This window comes from Candidatus Thiodiazotropha endolucinida, from assembly GCF_001715975.1.
Lineage (GTDB): Bacteria > Pseudomonadota > Gammaproteobacteria > Chromatiales > Chromatiaceae > Thiodiazotropha > Thiodiazotropha endolucinida.
Genome location: NZ_MARB01000004.1, coordinates 42,309 through 58,311, shown reverse-complemented (window position 1 = coordinate 58,311; position 16,003 = coordinate 42,309). Strand labels below are relative to the sequence as shown.

Below are 16,003 nucleotides of genomic sequence, written 5' to 3'. Positions count from 1 at the left end.
TTTTGGCGTTATACGGGCATGAAACTAGCGCCTGTTGAATGAGTGTTGACAGGCTCTATTCAGACAGCTGGACGAATGATGTATCTCAACAAATAACAGTAGTAAAAGATAAAAAACCATGGCTAAACGTGATTATTACGAAGTTTTAGGCGTCAACAAGAATGCCAGTGAGGCCGATATCAAAAAGGCCTATAGACGCCTTGCCATGAAATATCATCCGGACAGGAACACCGGGGATGCCGCTGTCGAAGCAGAAGAGAAATTCAAAGAGGCCAAGGAAGCCTACGAAGTATTGACCGATGCGCAAAAGCGGGCGACCTACGACCAGTTCGGACACGCCGGTGTCGATCCCAGTATGGGTGGTGGCTTTGGTGGCGGCAGTGCCAATTTCTCAGATATCTTCGGTGATGTATTCGGCGATATCTTTGGCGGGGGACGTGGCGGCGGTGGCGGCTCCCGCGCGCATCGTGGCGCCGATCTACGCTACAACCTGCAACTTTCACTGGAAGACGCAGTCGCTGGAACAACGGTCAAGATTAGGGTGCCGACTCTGGTGAAGTGTGATGTGTGCGCCGGCAGCGGTGCCCGGAAAGGGACTACCCCAAAGACCTGCGATACTTGCGGCGGCCATGGTCAGGTACGCATGCAGCAGGGATTCTTCTCTGTTCAACAGACCTGCCCACGCTGTCATGGCAAGGGGACCATGATCGAGGATCCCTGCCCTAACTGCCATGGACAGGGGCGCGTACAGGAGCACAAGACACTGTCGGTCAAGGTGCCGCCTGGTGTCGATTCCGGTGACCGTATTCGCCTGGCCGGTGAAGGTGAGGCTGGGGAGCATGGCGGTCCACCCGGAGATCTCTATGTACAGGTCGCCGTAAAGCCTCACGAAATCTTCAGCCGCGAGGATAATCATCTCTACTGTGAAGTACCGATTAGCTTCGCTGTGGCCGCCCTGGGTGGTGAGCTGGAGGTGCCCACACTGGATGGTAAGGTGATCCTTAAGATTCCCGCGGGGACGCAAACCGGCCGCCTGTTTCGGATGCGCGGCAAGGGTGTCAAGCCGGTACGCGGTGGCCCCATGGGTGATCTGATGTGCCGGGTGCTGGTCGAGACACCGATCAAACTGACTGCCGAACAGGAGGATCTGATCAAGCGACTCGACGAATCCATGAAAAAGGGTGGTGCGAAGCATAGCCCTCATTCCACCAGCTGGGTTGATGGAGTGAAAAAGTTCTTTGAAAATATGGGCTTTTAAAGCAAATCTAGAAGGGGCGCATCGGATGACAAGAATCGCAGTGGTTGGCGCGGCGGGACGCATGGGCAGATCCCTGGTAACAGCGGTGAGCGAAACTGAGGGACTGGTTCTGGGAGCTGCGACGGAGCGCAAGGGGAGCCAGCTGATCGGCCAGGATGCCGGTGAACTGGCGGGTATCGGTCATCTTAATGTCTCCCTGGAAACGGATCTGGAAGCGGTCATTGATGATTTCGACGTACTGATCGACTTTACCACTCCCACCGCTACCATGGCCCATCTGGCGATCTGTCGCGAAGCGGGCAAGCGTATGGTGATCGGCACCACTGGCCTGAATGAGGCAGAAAAGCAGGCATTGCGGGATGGGGCCGATGGTATTGCGATCGTGTTCGCACCCAATATGAGTGTTGGAGTCAACCTCAGCTTCAAGCTGGTCGAAATGGCGGCCAGGGTTTTGGGCGATGAAGCGGATGTGGAGATTATCGAGGCCCACCACCGGCACAAGGTTGATGCACCTTCCGGTACGGCACTGAGACTGGGTGAAGTGATTGCGGATACCCTTGGTCGGGATTTAAGTGAGTGTGCCGTCTATGGTCGGGAGGGAAAGACCGGTCCTCGGGATGGCAAGACTATCGGCTTCGAGACCATCCGTGCAGGGGACGTGGTCGGTGAACACAGCGTCTGGTTCGCCATGGAAGGGGAACGGGTCGAAGTGGTGCATAAGGCATCAAGTCGGATGAATTTCGCCCGCGGCGCTATCCGGGCTGCCGGATGGGTGGTAGACAAGGAGAAGGGACTGTTCGATATGCAGGATGTGTTGAGCCTGAAATAGTTTATGGGAATGAAGAGCATACACATTCTCGGTATCTTACTGGTCCTTGTCAGTTTCCTGTCTGTCGGTTGCAGTGAAACTCCTTTGAGTCCGGAGGAGCAGCTTCGAAATATCATCAGCGAGGCTGAAACCTATCTCGAATCGCGGGATCTCTCCTCAGCGATGGCCTTTGTCGATCCGGCTTATCGGGATGAGAGCGGACGGGATTTCAGAGAGCTGAAGGCAACGCTGCTGGGCTATTTCATGCGTCACAAATCGATTCACATTATCTCAACGATTGATCAGATCGATTTACGCTCCGAGAATGAGGCTGAAGTTGTGCTCTTCGCCGGACTTGCTGGGTCTCAACAGGAGACGGATATGACGCTCTCCCAATGGCGCGGGGAGTTGCTGCGTTAACAATTCCTGTTTACTCGCAGTGATGATGATTGGCGTTTGCGGATGGCGCAGTGGCGCCGTGCCACGCCGCAGGATTTTGCTCTCTAGGGTCATTCTGTTAACGGATCCCGTAAACTTCCAAGACTTAGGCTCCACCGGCGAAGCAATTATTCGTTAGACCAGAATACCCCCCTCTCCTCCGGCTCGAGGGAAAAGGAAGAGCGGTTCAAGAAGGGTGGGCTACCCTGAACCTGGCCCGGAACCTGCATTTATCTTGTCGACTGAAAGCGACAACAACAGGTTTAGCCATGGTACAGATAGCACTCATGCCCCAGATTCAGGGGGATAAGCTCAAATCCGCAATCCCCGCAGAAGGGGGCGATCTAGTCACACAGATCAGTGTAAATGGGGAGATTATAGGGGCTACATTCGACCAGGCCCTACAGGAAATGCTGATGGCTCAGGGTGAACAGGGCGTTCTGTTTATCTCGCTTTCGACGTCAACGGCAGATCCCCTCCAACCACAGACTATAACGCCTCGGGATGGCGGGGTTTTGCCGCTACAACTCCAGTTGGACGGCAAGCCTTTGCCGCTTATGATATCCCAACAGCAGGCTGCATTCGCCGAACCGGCGCTGGATGTTGCAGGACAACTGAAGCCGCTTCAGTCACAACCCCAATTGATGCAACCCGAATTCCTGATCCAGCGACTGATCGAAAATGGTCAGTCTCAGCCACTGAAACTGCAGCTGCGTGAAATGGGTGCGCAGCTGTTGGATTCTGGACGATCTATTGAGAGCGCCGGGCAGTTGTCCACATTTTCACTGCAACTGCCGGTCAACTCATCCACAGGTATGCGGCCATCTATAGTCATGCCCCTGGATATTCCCGTCGGTCAGGCGGGATGGGACAGAGCGGTGGGAGAGCGAATCCAGTGGATGGTCGGTCAGAACATCCAACAGGCGGAAATCAAGTTGAATCCACCCCATCTTGGACCGCTGGAGATAAAGATATCACTGCAGAATGATCAGACCAGCGTCACCTTTGTCGCCTCTCAAGCCCCTACGCGAGAAGCCCTCGAGGCCTCGATTCCGCGACTAAGGGAGCTGTTTGGTGAAATCAATCTCAATCTCGCCAATGTGGATGTGGGACAGCAGCAGGCAGGTGAATCGGCCCATGACAGGAAAGCCGGACCTGACAGTAACGGTTCGATTGGCAGTGATTCGTTAAGCCCTGACCAGAATCGGGAACAAGGCCAAACATGGATAATGGGTGGTGATGGCCTTTTGGATACCTACGCCTAGCATTTACCCTTTGCTCACCTGCCGACGACAAATTCCTCTGTTGTGAGGATATTCATGGTTATGGTCTGATAAAAGCAGGATACGAACCGTGTTCTCTCCAGGATATCTCCTCAATATCGTTATTTGATAGTTTATTGATCAAAACTGCCGCATCTACACCCCTGTTCTTACATTTTAGCTATTTCAAACTGGACTGCAGTAGGCGAGAATGGGTGACTGAGAGGGGGAACTACGGAACGTCTGATGCGATTCATAAAACTCTTTATAGTCATACTGATCATGATGCTGGGTGCAGTCTTCACTGTACTCAACGCCGACTCTGTAGAAATTAATTACTATTTTGGTCGTCGGGACCTCCCTTTGTCGTTGATACTGACCATCGCCTTGGGACTGGGTGTGATTTTGGGTGTGCTGGCCGGAATGGGTAGAGTATTGGGTCTCAAGCGGGAAATACACTCACTTAAAAGGCGCAGTCAAATGGTGAGTGAAGAGGTCAACAACCTTCGCGCCTTACCCTTGAAGGAGCAGTGAGGGTTGCAATGTACTTTACATGCCATGTCTTAACCCAAGCAGTAACCCATCATCGGCAGTTCGCTGTCGGTGTGGTTGTTGAGGTGTCAGGTGATTGAGCTGCTGCTCTTGTTGCTGCCTGTGGCCGCTGCCTCCGGTTGGTATACGGCACGGCGCGGCATGTCTAGAAAAAAACAGAAGCAGCAACCGCAGATCGCGCCGGTCTATTTTAAAGGTCTCAATTATCTGCTGAACGAACAGCCCGACAAGGCAATCGACCTGTTCATCGAACTGCTGGATGTGGACAGCGATACGGTAGAGACCCATCTTGCCTTGGGTAACCTGTTTCGTCGGCGGGGTGAAGTGGACCGAGCCATCCGTATTCATCAAAACCTGATAGCCAGACCCAGTTTGAATCGCGAACAGCGAGCGCAGGCCCTGCTTGAATTGGGTCAAGACTATATGCGGGCAGGCCTGTTCGATCGTGCCGAAAACCTGTTCCTTGAACTAACCGAACTCAAAATTTACAACGAGCAGGCCTATATCTATCTGTTGGAGATCTATCAACAGGAGAAAGAGTGGCAACGATGCCTTGATGTTGCTGATAAGATCTCTGTATCCCACTTTCCGTCACTACCGAATGCGGTTGCGCACTTCTATTGTGAATTGGCTGAGCAGATGTTGAGCCAGCAGAATATCTCCGCTGCTGAGGGTTATCTCAAGCGTGCTCAACAGGTTCAACGAAACAATGTGCGCGCTTTACTTTTACAGGCCGAGATCGATTATACCCGGGGTGATTGTCGATCGGTGGTAAAGTTGCTGCAGCAGGTCGAGGAGAACGAACCTATCTATCTTTCCGAGGTTCTGCCCAGGCTTGTCGAATGCTATAAGCAACTCGGCAGACAGCATGAATTGTTCGAATACCTACAACAGTTGTATCAACGTCACCATTGCACGGAAGCAATGATGATTCTTTCCGAGATGATTGTCGAAAAAGAGGGTGAGAGTGCGGCTGTGGATGCGATGCTCCGACATCTGGAAGAGGCACCTGATCTAAAGGGCCTGGAACGTTTAGTGAGACTGAATCTGCAGCGAAGCGAGGAGAGTCCCAAGGAGGCCTTGGAAGTGCTGTTGGTATCTGTGATGAAACTATTGGAAAAACAACCGGCCTATCAGTGTGATCACTGTGGCTTCACGGCAAAAAAGCTGCATTGGCAATGTCCCAGCTGCAAGAGATGGGGCGAAATAAAACCCCAACAGGGGTTGACGCGCAGCATTAAGGCCAACGCAGTGACATGACAGTCGATCCGAATCCACGGGTTCCGCATACAGATAGAAGGTGGAATATACATGAACAGCAGTGAATCCAGGGTCATTGTGGCACTCGATTATTCGCGGCAGGATAGGGCTCTGGCTCTTGTCGATCGCTTGGATCCCTCACTTTGCCGACTCAAGGTGGGTAAGGAGATGTTTACACGCCTCGGTCCCTCTTTCATCGAAGTGTTGCGGGGGCGCGGTTATGAGGTCTTTCTCGATCTGAAATTTCATGATATTCCAAACACTGTGGCTGCAGCTTGTGATGCGGCGGCCGATCTTGGTGTGTGGATGATGAATTTACATGCGTCTGGTGGCCGCAGAATGATGGAGGCGGCCAGGGAACGTCTGGAGTCCAGAAGTAATCATCCACGCCTGATTGCGGTTACCATTCTTACCAGTTTGACCGGGGAGGAGATTCAAGAGATCGGTTTTTCCGGCGATCCCGCAGATAATGTCTTACGCCTGGCGAAGCTGACACAACAGTCAGGGTTGGATGGTGTTGTCTGTTCTCCTCGGGAAGCTGAAATGCTGCGTGGGGATCTGGGGCATGATTTTCTCCTCGTCACCCCCGGTGTCCGCCCCAAGCAAGCGACCCAGGACGATCAGCGGCGCGTGATGACTCCCGCGGATGCGATAAATGCCGGGTCGAGTTACCTGGTGGTGGGCAGGCCGATTACCGCCGCTGCCGATCCCATCCAGGCATTGCAGTCGATCAATCTTGAGATCGCAGCCAACCTGTGAAAGTCCGATGGTTGGGGTCTATTGAATAGGGTTAACAGACCCTAGGTTGTCCAGTATTTATATATCTATGGGACCCTTTCAAAGAACCTCTATGTTAGGATGCTTTGTACCATATTGAATAGGGTGGTTCATCTGAGCGCGGGTAATTGAATGGCACGTTTTTATATATATAAGGACCTATAGGAGTGGTAATGAAAAAGATACGCAAGGCAGTTTTTCCTGTTGCTGGGATGGGCACCCGTTTTCTACCCGCGACCAAGGCCAACCCCAAAGAGATGCTGCCGATAGTCGACAAGCCTCTGATTCAATATGCCGCTGAGGAGGCGGAGGAGGCAGGCGTAACATCTCTGGTATTCGTCACAGGCAGGAACAAGCGCTCCATTCCCGATCACTTTGACAAGGCGTATGAGTTGGAGAGTGAACTGAAGGAGGCAGGGAAGACCACGCTGTTACAGAAGGTGCAAAATGTCCTGCCAGCGGATGTGAGCTGCATCTATCTGAGACAGGCGGAGGCCCTTGGGCTTGGGCATGCGGTGCTGTGTGCAGAACCGGTGGTGGCTGATGAACCATTTGCGGTCATCCTTGCGGACGACCTGATCCGTGGCGAAGATGATGTTGGTGCTATCGCACAGATGGCCAAGGTTTATGAACGTTACCAATGTAGTGTGATACTGGTTGAAGAGGTACCACAAGAGGAGACTGGCAAATACGGTATCGTGGAAGTGGAAAATGATGATGGCGAGACTGCAATCATGACCTCTATTGTGGAAAAGCCAAAGCCGGAGGATGCGCCATCCAACCTTGCAGTGGTCGGCCGCTATATCCTCACGCCTCGCATCTTTGAGCTGATCAAGGAGACTGGACGGGGCGCCGGAGGCGAAATTCAGCTGACTGACGCCATTGCTGAGTTGTTGAAATATGAAAAGGTTCGGGTCTATCGGGTGAAAGGCAAGCGCTATGACTGCGGAAGTAAGCTCGGCTATCTTGAGGCGACTGTCGAATATGGCTTGTCACATCAGGAGCTTGGTGATGATTTTCGTCAATATCTCAATGAGTTATCAAAAGAACTGTAAAAAAAAGGCCGCATTGCAGCGGCCATTTCTCTAGCTGGTACTCCCTAGGGGATTCGAACCCCTGTTACCGGCGTGAGAGGCCAGCGTCCTAACCACTAGACGAAGGGAGCAGTTTCTCACGAAAGGCGGTATTATACTGACTTGGTCGCCAGGCTCAATCACCTGGTTAAAAAAATAGTTCAGTGGTCGTACCCTTGAAACAAGCTGCCAAGTGGCTGAAATCAAAGTTCTCCGGATTGATCAGCAATTCCACTCTCCCTGCCGGATCGGATAGAAGAGGCTTAGAGATGCCTACCGTCATTGCGCGGGATGATCACACTATCTCCCGCGCGAATATCAGTCGAAATGCGATAAGAGTCCTCACGAAGTTAAAAAGTGCCGGTTACGAGGCTTACCTGGTGGGTGGGGGTGTGCGTGATCTGCTGCTTGGCCGGGAACCCAAGGATTTCGACGTAGCTACCAGCGCCCTGCCGGAGGAGGTCAAGTCGGTTTTTAAAAACTGTCGATTGATTGGCAGACGTTTTCGTCTTGCCCACGTCTACTTCGGTCGGGAGATTATCGAAGTCGCAACATTTCGCAGCAACCGGCAGCCTTCTCAGGATGGAGAGCGCCAGTTAGAGAACGGTATGATACTGCGTGACAATGTCTACGGTACCCTTGACGAGGATGCCCAGCGACGGGATTTCACCATCAATGCACTCTACTATGATGTGGGTGATTTTACGGTGATAGATTTCGCCGATGGCATGTCGGATCTTCAGCATGGAGTGATACGTCTGCTGGGTGATGTGGAGAGTCGTTTCAGGGAGGATCCGGTACGTCTGCTGCGAGCTGTGCGATTTGCCGCCAAACTGGGATTTATCATCGATCCGTCAACTGAATCCCCAATGCGACGATTGGCGCCACTGCTTAAGGATGTACCCTCAGCCAGGCTCTATGAAGAGGTGTTGAAACTCTTTCTCGGTGGTTCAGCGTTGGAATCCTTTGAGAAGCTACGCCATTACGGACTGTTTGGGCAGCTCTTTCCAGCGACCGAAGAGGCGCTTTCCCACGAAGATCACGATTTTCCCATTACCTTCGTCAATCGCGGATTGAACAATACCGATACGCGCTTACAACAGGATAAATCTGTCACCCCGGCCTTCCTTTTTGCGGTGCTGTTATGGGAACCGGTAAGGCTTGGCTACGAAGCGCTGCTGGCACAGGATGTTCAACCTGTGGAGGCGTTGCAGACAGCGGCCAACGATGTCCTGAGTGACCAGCTCAAGCATGTATCCATACCCAAGCGATTCAGTTATCCGATGCGTGATATCTGGCAATTGCAACCACGCTTTGAGCAACGCCAGGGAAAAAGGCCCTATCGTTTTTTAAGCCATCCCAGATTTCGTGCGGCATACGATTTTCTCCTGCTCCGCGCCGAGGCGGGTGAAGTTGAGCTCGAACTCTCCAATTGGTGGACTGAATTCCAACGTGCCAATAGTCAGCAAAAGCAAAGTATGACCGAGCAGGGTCGGCGTGGCAGAAGACGTCACAGGAAAAGGCGATCCAGTAAAAACAAGAGCAACAATCCGGGCGATGAGTAAGGTCCAATCAGTAATTGCCTATATAGGTTTGGGCAGTAATCTGGACAATCCCACTCAACAGGTTGAGAGTGCACTGCAGGAACTCACAGCATTAACGCACTCGACCTTGCTTGCGCATTCATCATTGTATAAAACACGACCGGTTGGTCCGCAGAACCAGCCATATTACATCAATGCAGTCGCTTCGTTGGCAACCACACTGGATGCCGAAGAACTGCTGGATCAACTGCAAGCGATTGAACAGACCCATCGACGGGTTCGTGGAACTGAGCGCTGGGGACCGCGTACCCTCGACCTCGATCTGCTGATATTCGGCGAGGCGACGATCGATACACCTCGCCTGCGGGTCCCCCATCCTGAGATGGCTGACAGGGCCTTTGTCCTGTTGCCGTTAAGTGAGATAGCCCCGATCGGTATGGACATACCCGGCATGGGTAGGTTGCAGGATATGTTGCGGATACAGTCGGGAGAGGGTGTTGAACGACTGGATTGAAAAGCCTAATTTCATTGTTGTTGAAGGGCCGATCGGAGTAGGAAAAACCAGCCTGGTACATCGACTGGCAAAACATTTTGGCAGTGACATGTTACTTGAAGGGGCGGAAGAGAACCCTTTTCTGCATCGTTTCTACAAAAATCCGCGGGAAGCCGCATTGCCGGCGCAACTCTTTTTTCTGTTTCAGCGCAGTCGTCAATGGAATAATTTGTCGCAGGGCGATTTGTTCCGGCAATATTTGATCGCAGATTTTATGCTTGAAAAGGATCGCCTTTTCGCACAAATCAATCTTGACCACGATGAGCTGCAACTCTATGAGCAGGTATATGAGCGACTGACACTGGAGGCGCCACCGCCTGAACTGGTCATCTATCTACAGGCGCCTGTTGATGTGCTGATGAAGCGTATCAAACAGCGCGCCAGGCTGGTGGAACAAAAAATCGAGCCCGGCTATTTGCGACAACTGTGTGATGCCTATGCCGATTTCTTCCACTATTACGATCGTTCACCGATACTGATCGTAAATGCTGCCGAGATCAATCCGCTGCAAAATGAGAAGCACTTCCAATTGCTGCTGGAGCATATCTGTGGAAGGGGTGCAGATAGGCGCCGCTATTTGAATCTTACCGGCTTTTCCCTCTGAACCAGGGCGGTTGGATCTCAGTTGACAAGCCCTGGTGATACTCACACTGCAAACACTTCACGAATAGTGTCAACAGACATATACTGATTCCGACTGCCTGGTTAACCACAGATCTTAAGCGTTGAGACACTTAACGTTGTAGTGATTGTTGGTGTTTACAGGCCCTGGTACGAGCCAGTTTTGAGTGAGCCTAGCGAGATAATATGAGCAAAAAAAATATAACCGTCAGAAGTTTGCTGGAGATGAAATCTGCCGTTGAGAAAATCTGTGTATTGACCAGCTACGATGCCAGTTTCACCCGTCTTATTGAAGATGCGGGAGTCGAGGTGATTCTCGTCGGTGATTCTCTCGGTATGGTGATCCAGGGGCAAGAGAGTACCCTGCCGGTGACCTTGGATGAGATGATCTACCATACACGCAATGCGGCAAGAGCCAGGGAATACTCCCTGCTGGTGGCAGATATGCCATTCATGAGTTATCGCTCTCCGAGTTTGGCCATGGAATCCGCGGGCAGGCTGATGAAGGAGGGCGGTGCCCATATGGTCAAACTTGAAGGTGGTACGCCTCAGCTGGAGGCGATTCGCCAGCTTGCATCCCAGGGAATCCCTGTTTGCGGACACCTTGGCCTGTTACCGCAATCCGTACATAAGCTTGGTGGATATCGTGTGCAGGGACGGGAACAGCGGGATGCAAGCCTGATCCGTGAAGACGCCAGACTTTTGCAGGATGCCGGTGTCGATATGCTGGTTCTGGAGTGTGTGCCGGATCAGTTGGCTGCGCAGGTCGCTACCGAGTTAAGTATACCTGTGATCGGTATCGGCGCAGGCCCCGATTGTGATGGGCAGGTGTTGGTGCTGTATGACATGCTGGGTATCAATCCGCATCCACCCCGTTTCGTGAAGAACTTTCTACAATCCGGCAGGACCATCCAAGAGGCACTCAAGGCCTATGTGGATGCCGTTAAATCGGGTGATTTCCCAACGGCTGAACACAGTTTTAAGTGAGGCGCGGGATGGAGACGATTACTGACGTTGAAACATTGCGCAAACGTATTGGAAGCTGGCGCAGGGCCGGCGAGAAAATCGGATTTGTGCCGACCATGGGAAATCTGCATGAGGGGCATCTGGCGCTGGTTGAGGTGGCCGGAAACCGCTGTGATCGAAGTGTGGTGAGCATTTTTGTCAATCCAATGCAGTTTGGTGAGGGCGAAGACTATACAAGTTACCCTCGCACCCTGGAACAGGATCAGGGCAAACTTGAACAGGCTGGTGTGGATCTGCTTTTTGCCCCATCGGCGACAACCATCTATCCTCAGGGGAACCAGGCGCAAACCCGGGTGGAGGTGCCCGAAATCTCCGATATCCTTTGTGGTGCCAGCCGTCCAGGCCATTTTGTCGGTGTCTCTACAGTCGTTTGCAAACTCTTCAACTACGTACAACCGGATATAGCGGTGTTCGGGGAGAAGGATTATCAACAATTGATGGTGATCCGGCGTATGGTTGCCGACTTGGCGATACCTGTCGAAATCCTAGGGTTACCGACTGTCCGAGAGGCGGATGGACTGGCCAAGAGCTCCCGCAACAGCTATCTTTCAGCGGATGAGAGGAAGCAGGCGCCACAACTCTTCGAAATCCTGAAGAAAACCGCAGAGTTATTGAGAGGTGGTGAACGAAATTACGGTCTTCTGGAGGAAAATGGTCTCGATCTGCTGCGATCTGCAGGTTTTCGGCCGGATTATTTCACTATTCGCCAGGCACAGGATCTGACGACCCCCGCTCGGGATGAGCAGAACTTGGTGATTCTGGCGGCTGCATATATGGGAACTACACGACTGATAGATAATCTAAATGCTGCATAGCAACATATTTTTATTGATAGGTGGGGCAAGATTGCGGATAATTGGCCGTTCCCTTGTTCAGGCAGCCTCGGGTCGATCTGAATCGGGACAATGGTTAACATAGACATTCATCCAAAATAGGGCACGAAATCCATGCAGCTGACAGTACTTAAGTGCAAGCTACATCGAGCATGTGTGACTCACTCCGAGCTTGATTATGAAGGCTCGTGTGCCATTGATGCCGATCTGATGAAGATGGCGGGTATCCATGAGTACGAACAGATCCAAATCTATAACGTGACCAATGGCGAACGTTTTACAACTTACGCCATACTTGCGGAGGCGGGATCGCGCGTGATTTCCGTCAATGGTGCGGCGGCACACAAGGCCGAACCGGGAGATCGAGTCATCATCTGCGCCTATGCCGGCCTGGACAGCGATGAGATGTCCACATTCAAACCCACCCTGGTCTATCTCGATGAAGAGAACAGGGTAACCGGGACTGGCGACGCTATACCTATTCAGGCTGCTTAGGGCCTCATTCCACTCACCACCATCTATTGCCTCCCCGAATCTGACGTGCGGAGTGGCTGCATAGTACAGCGCCATCCAAACAGACTCCGCTGTATAACGCCGAAAAGCCTGGCTTCCCAACCGGCACTGCCATCAATTTCATCGCACCCCAAAAAACGGCCCGAATATCGCTGCAGTGATGGTTGGATCAAGCACTTAAGGATAATCGTCGGACTTTTTTACAATTGTTTGCATTTTATAGATGGCGTTTGGATGCCCTTTCTAACAACGCATTGATAATCATGACATAAAAACCAAATGGCATAGTAATTGCAAAAATAGATACAGTAGGCAATAGACCTGCATGCATGCACGCATAAATAGTGAGTTTTGAATCCGTCTTAAAAAAGGTTCTTAGGAGGATCTTTAAATGACTGTATTCACTGCACGTAAATTATGCATTGCATATTTTTTGCTGGCCATCTTATCGCTTCCGCAAATGGGCGTGGCTTCCATCCTGGTTGTCGCCCCCCATCCTGACGATGACATTATCACTGCTTCAGGCGTCATAGCCGATGCTGTGGATCGTGGTGAACAGGTCACAGTCGTCTATATCACCAATGGCGATATATCTGGTATCGCTCAAGGATTGGTCAGGCAATCAGAGGCGGTCAATGCCCAGGTCGATTATCTTGGAACAACAGAAAGCGATCTGATTTTTCTTGGCTATCCCGACGGCAGTCTCGACGTGATCTACCGGTTTTATCCGGATGAAACCGATGTCTACACGACCGCCTCCGGTCAATCCACCACCTATGGCAACAGAGGGCTGGGCGGAACAGACTACCATACGTTTCGATTCGGCAGCCCCGCCAACTATAACCGCTTCAATATCATCAGTGATTTAACGAGCATAATCGACACATATCGACCGGATCACATATTCACTACATCGGAATTCGATAATCACACAGATCACTCCACAACCTATGAGTTGATCCTATTGGGACTGCAGAATGTCTTTGCCGCGGATCCTACCTATACACCAAGTCTACACAAGACCGTAGTTTGGTCATCGCAACCGTCTATCTGGCCAGAGCCCTTGGATCCGACCACGTTTCATGTCGAAATTCCTGATTTAAATCAAACTGCATTGGACTGGGCCGACAGAGAGAGCCTCAATGTGCCTCTATCAATGCAGGACACATTGTTGTCAAACAATCTGAAGGTAAATGCCATCGCTAGGCATGTTACACAAGGCGGCATACAAGGCTTTCTGGGTAAATTCGTTCATAAGGATGAGATTTTTTGGATTGAGAACCCTTTAACGGCCAATACTCCTCCGGTGGTTGATGCCGGGCCAAGCATTGCAGTGGCAATGGGTGAGACAGTCCAACTCGATGCCAGCGGCAGCTTCGATATAGGGGGTGCACAGCTCGCCTATCAGTGGTCACAGCTATCCGGACCTGGCGTCATTCTGTCCGATCCGACTTCGGAAACCCCGTTTTTTACTGCGCCGAGCGGATTGCAGGAAGATGCCGTTTTGCGTTTCCGACTCGTGGTGTCTAACGGCAACTTTTCCACTATTCCGGATCATGTTGAAGTGACCGTACAAAGCCTGGATCAAAACATTGCACCGATTGCCAGCAGCGTTACCGCATCGTCGGAAAATGCCGGTGCAACTCAAACTGCACAGAAGGCAATCGATGGTGTAGCGACAGGGTGGCCCATTGACTACACCCGTGAATGGGCATCTTCAGGGGAAGGAACGGGTGCATGGATCGAGTTGACCTGGGATCAGGTCTATGCAGTCAATCGGATCGTGTTATATGACCGACCAAACTCGGCAGATCAAATCAGCTCAGCAACTCTCAGTTTCAGTGATGGTTCAACGCTGACTGTCGGTCCATTGGATAATGGTGGTTTGGCAACGACCTATTCGTTCCCGGCAAAATATATCAATAGCCTGAGGATGACTGTAGACCAGGTGGGCGGATCCACTATCAATGTGGGACTGGCAGAAATAGAGGTGTTTGGTTCACTGGGTACCGGCGTCAACCTGCCGCCATCGGCGGATGCCGGCCAGGATCAGATCGTACTGGAAGGCGTATCTGTCCAATTGGACGGGTCGGGAAGCAGTGATCCCAATAACGATCCGTTGAATTACCTGTGGACACAGGTGTCAGGCAGCAATGTGCTTTTGTCGGATAACACGCTGATCAATCCAACGTTCACCGCACCTACCGGCCTTCTGCAGAATGAACAATTGGTTTTCGAACTGGTTGTTGATGACGGTAGTTTGGTGAGTAGTGCGGATTCTGTAACCATTACGGTATCAAGCAATCAATATAGCAATATTGCTGCTGGTGCGATCGTTTCGGCATCCTCTGAAAATACATCGACCACACAAACCGCCGTAAAGGCGATTGATGGTGTTGCGACTGGTTATCCTGTGGATCACACCCGTGAATGGGCGACTGTGGGTGAAGGCGCTGGCGCATGGCTCGATCTGAATTGGAGTGACGCCTACACCATCGACCGGGTCGTCCTCTACGACAGACCGAACGGGGCGGATCATATCCAGTCCGCACTCTTGAGCTTCAGCGATGGATCTACTATGGCTGTAGGGGCACTCGATAACGCAGGCGGTATGACTGAGGTCGTGTTTGCTCCACGCACTGTGACGAGCATGCGATTGACGGTGGAGCAAACCGCTTCCGCCAGTACTAATATCGGACTGGCAGAGATCGAGGTATACGGCACCCGTGATGATGGCGTTAACCTAAGACCTACTGCAGACGCTGGTCCGGATCAGTCCGTTTTGGAGGGTGATTTAGTTAGTCTTGATGGATCCGCCAGCAGTGACCCGAATGGCGATCCGATCAATTATCAGTGGCTTCAGGTATCCGGTATACCAGTCACCCTTTCCGGCCATATGACTGTGAGCCCCAGTTTTGTCGCACCATCGGGCTTGACCCAGAGCGAAGTACTGGTGTTTGAACTGGTGGTGGATGATGCTATCGATAGCAGTCTGCCTGACACCGTGACTATCACAGTGACTTCCCTGCAAAACATCAATGTTGCACCGACTGCTTCTGTTACGGCATCATCACAGAATACATCAACCAGCCAGACCGCCGATAAAGCAGTTGATACCGTTCCCTCGGGATATCCGAACGATCATACCCGGGAATGGGCGACCACTGGCGAGGGCGCCGGTGCGTGGATAGAGTTGGCATGGAGTAGTGCACAAACCGTGGATCGTATCCTGCTCTATGATCGACCTAACGGAAATGACCAGATAGTATCAGGGACATTGACCTTTAGCGACGGATCGACAGTTGCTGTTGCTACCCTTGATAACAGCGGTGGCGCAACCGAGATTTTTATAACGCCTCGAAGTGTAACCAGCCTGCGATTGACTGTAGACCAGGTCAGCCCTGTAACACTTAATGCAGGGCTCGCAGAGATTGAGGTGTTTGCCACCCCATGAGGTAAATGCGGGAGTTGCCGACACTTGGTTG

At 51.9% G+C, this 16,003-nt stretch carries 15 protein-coding genes and 1 tRNA gene; 15 read left to right on the top strand and 1 reads right to left on the bottom strand.

Annotated elements, in window-relative coordinates:
• The first annotated feature begins 118 nt into the window (after nt 1-118).
• From dnaJ to galU, 8 genes are all read left to right on the top strand, one after another.
• Complete coding sequence (gene dnaJ / locus CODIS_RS04080; protein ID WP_069121587.1) at nt 119-1,258, top strand: molecular chaperone DnaJ; 1,140 nt, start codon at nt 119-121, stop codon at nt 1,256-1,258.
• Between the two features lie 25 nt (nt 1,259-1,283).
• The gene (gene dapB, locus CODIS_RS04075; RefSeq protein ID WP_069121584.1) at nt 1,284-2,087 is read left to right on the top strand and encodes a 4-hydroxy-tetrahydrodipicolinate reductase; all 804 of its coding nucleotides are present in this window, start codon (nt 1,284-1,286) and stop codon (nt 2,085-2,087) included.
• A gap of 9 nt (nt 2,088-2,096) precedes the next feature.
• Entirely contained in the window at nt 2,097-2,486 is a 390-nt protein-coding gene (locus CODIS_RS04070) for a hypothetical protein (protein ID WP_069121583.1), read from the top strand.
• A 287-nt stretch (nt 2,487-2,773) separates the two neighbouring features.
• Nucleotides 2,774-3,769: a flagellar hook-length control protein FliK gene (locus CODIS_RS04065; protein ID WP_069121582.1), complete on the top strand. Its 996-nt coding sequence runs from the start codon at nt 2,774-2,776 to the stop codon at nt 3,767-3,769.
• A 243-nt stretch (nt 3,770-4,012) separates the two neighbouring features.
• A complete protein-coding gene (locus CODIS_RS04060) occupies nt 4,013-4,300 on the top strand; it encodes a LapA family protein (protein WP_069121581.1) in 288 nt (95 codons plus the stop codon).
• 90 nt (nt 4,301-4,390) lie between these two features.
• Nucleotides 4,391-5,578 (top strand): lipopolysaccharide assembly protein LapB, encoded by a 1,188-nt coding sequence (gene lapB, locus CODIS_RS04055; RefSeq protein WP_069121580.1) that lies wholly within the window; start codon nt 4,391-4,393, stop codon nt 5,576-5,578.
• Nucleotides 5,579-5,629: 51 nt separating this feature from the next.
• Nucleotides 5,630-6,337, top strand: a complete 708-nt coding sequence (pyrF, locus tag CODIS_RS04050; RefSeq protein WP_069121579.1) for an orotidine-5'-phosphate decarboxylase — start codon at nt 5,630-5,632, stop codon at nt 6,335-6,337.
• Between the two features lie 191 nt (nt 6,338-6,528).
• Nucleotides 6,529-7,410 carry a UTP--glucose-1-phosphate uridylyltransferase GalU gene (gene galU / locus CODIS_RS04045; protein WP_069121578.1) on the top strand — a complete coding sequence of 294 codons (882 nt, stop codon included), beginning with the start codon at nt 6,529-6,531 and terminating at the stop codon, nt 7,408-7,410.
• Nucleotides 7,411-7,445: 35 nt separating this feature from the next.
• Here the strand turns inward: galU and CODIS_RS04040 are convergent.
• Nucleotides 7,446-7,520: transfer RNA gene (locus CODIS_RS04040), tRNA-Glu, on the bottom strand.
• A 177-nt stretch (nt 7,521-7,697) separates the two neighbouring features.
• Between CODIS_RS04040 and pcnB the strand changes: the two genes are divergently transcribed.
• The 7 genes from pcnB to CODIS_RS04005 all read left to right on the top strand — a co-directional run bounded on the left by pcnB (nt 7,698) and on the right by CODIS_RS04005 (nt 15,972).
• A complete protein-coding gene (pcnB, locus tag CODIS_RS04035) occupies nt 7,698-8,993 on the top strand; it encodes a polynucleotide adenylyltransferase PcnB (protein ID WP_083220540.1) in 1,296 nt (431 codons plus the stop codon).
• The gene (gene folK, locus CODIS_RS04030; protein ID WP_069121577.1) at nt 8,986-9,486 is read left to right on the top strand and encodes a 2-amino-4-hydroxy-6-hydroxymethyldihydropteridine diphosphokinase; all 501 of its coding nucleotides are present in this window, start codon (nt 8,986-8,988) and stop codon (nt 9,484-9,486) included. Before pcnB ends, folK begins: the two co-directional genes overlap by 8 nt.
• The gene (locus CODIS_RS04025) at nt 9,470-10,129 is read left to right on the top strand and encodes a deoxynucleoside kinase (protein ID WP_069121773.1); all 660 of its coding nucleotides are present in this window, start codon (nt 9,470-9,472) and stop codon (nt 10,127-10,129) included. The genes folK and CODIS_RS04025 overlap by 17 nt, the downstream gene beginning before the upstream one ends.
• A 203-nt stretch (nt 10,130-10,332) precedes the next feature.
• Nucleotides 10,333-11,133, top strand: coding sequence for a 3-methyl-2-oxobutanoate hydroxymethyltransferase (panB, locus tag CODIS_RS04020; protein WP_069121576.1), 801 nt, complete (start codon nt 10,333-10,335; stop codon nt 11,131-11,133).
• Between the two features lie 8 nt (nt 11,134-11,141).
• Nucleotides 11,142-11,987: a pantoate--beta-alanine ligase gene (gene panC / locus CODIS_RS04015; RefSeq protein WP_069121575.1), complete on the top strand. Its 846-nt coding sequence runs from the start codon at nt 11,142-11,144 to the stop codon at nt 11,985-11,987.
• A gap of 132 nt (nt 11,988-12,119) precedes the next feature.
• Nucleotides 12,120-12,500, top strand: a complete 381-nt coding sequence (gene panD, locus CODIS_RS04010; protein ID WP_069121574.1) for an aspartate 1-decarboxylase — start codon at nt 12,120-12,122, stop codon at nt 12,498-12,500.
• A 409-nt stretch (nt 12,501-12,909) separates the two neighbouring features.
• Nucleotides 12,910-15,972 (top strand): DUF7402 domain-containing protein, encoded by a 3,063-nt coding sequence (locus CODIS_RS04005; RefSeq protein WP_069121573.1) that lies wholly within the window; start codon nt 12,910-12,912, stop codon nt 15,970-15,972.
• Nucleotides 15,973-16,003: the final 31 nt, after the last annotated feature.

What these genes read in the sequence shown, in the direction of transcription:
- CODIS_RS04070 (WP_069121583.1), top strand. Translation starts at nt 2,097, where the DNA reads ATGAAGAGCATACACATTCTCGGTATCTTACTGGTCCTTGTCAGTTTC.
- dapB (WP_069121584.1), top strand. Translation starts at nt 1,284, where the DNA reads ATGACAAGAATCGCAGTGGTTGGCGCGGCGGGACGCATGGGCAGATCC.
- CODIS_RS04065 (WP_069121582.1), top strand. Translation starts at nt 2,774, where the DNA reads ATGGTACAGATAGCACTCATGCCCCAGATTCAGGGGGATAAGCTCAAA.
- galU (WP_069121578.1), top strand. Translation starts at nt 6,529, where the DNA reads ATGAAAAAGATACGCAAGGCAGTTTTTCCTGTTGCTGGGATGGGCACC.
- panC (WP_069121575.1), top strand. Translation starts at nt 11,142, where the DNA reads ATGGAGACGATTACTGACGTTGAAACATTGCGCAAACGTATTGGAAGC.
- panB (WP_069121576.1), top strand. Translation starts at nt 10,333, where the DNA reads ATGAGCAAAAAAAATATAACCGTCAGAAGTTTGCTGGAGATGAAATCT.
- dnaJ (WP_069121587.1), top strand. Translation starts at nt 119, where the DNA reads ATGGCTAAACGTGATTATTACGAAGTTTTAGGCGTCAACAAGAATGCC.
- folK (WP_069121577.1), top strand. Translation starts at nt 8,986, where the DNA reads ATGAGTAAGGTCCAATCAGTAATTGCCTATATAGGTTTGGGCAGTAAT.
- CODIS_RS04005 (WP_069121573.1), top strand. Translation starts at nt 12,910, where the DNA reads ATGACTGTATTCACTGCACGTAAATTATGCATTGCATATTTTTTGCTG.
- pcnB (WP_083220540.1), top strand. Translation starts at nt 7,698, where the DNA reads ATGCCTACCGTCATTGCGCGGGATGATCACACTATCTCCCGCGCGAAT.
- CODIS_RS04060 (WP_069121581.1), top strand. Translation starts at nt 4,013, where the DNA reads ATGCGATTCATAAAACTCTTTATAGTCATACTGATCATGATGCTGGGT.
- pyrF (WP_069121579.1), top strand. Translation starts at nt 5,630, where the DNA reads ATGAACAGCAGTGAATCCAGGGTCATTGTGGCACTCGATTATTCGCGG.
- panD (WP_069121574.1), top strand. Translation starts at nt 12,120, where the DNA reads ATGCAGCTGACAGTACTTAAGTGCAAGCTACATCGAGCATGTGTGACT.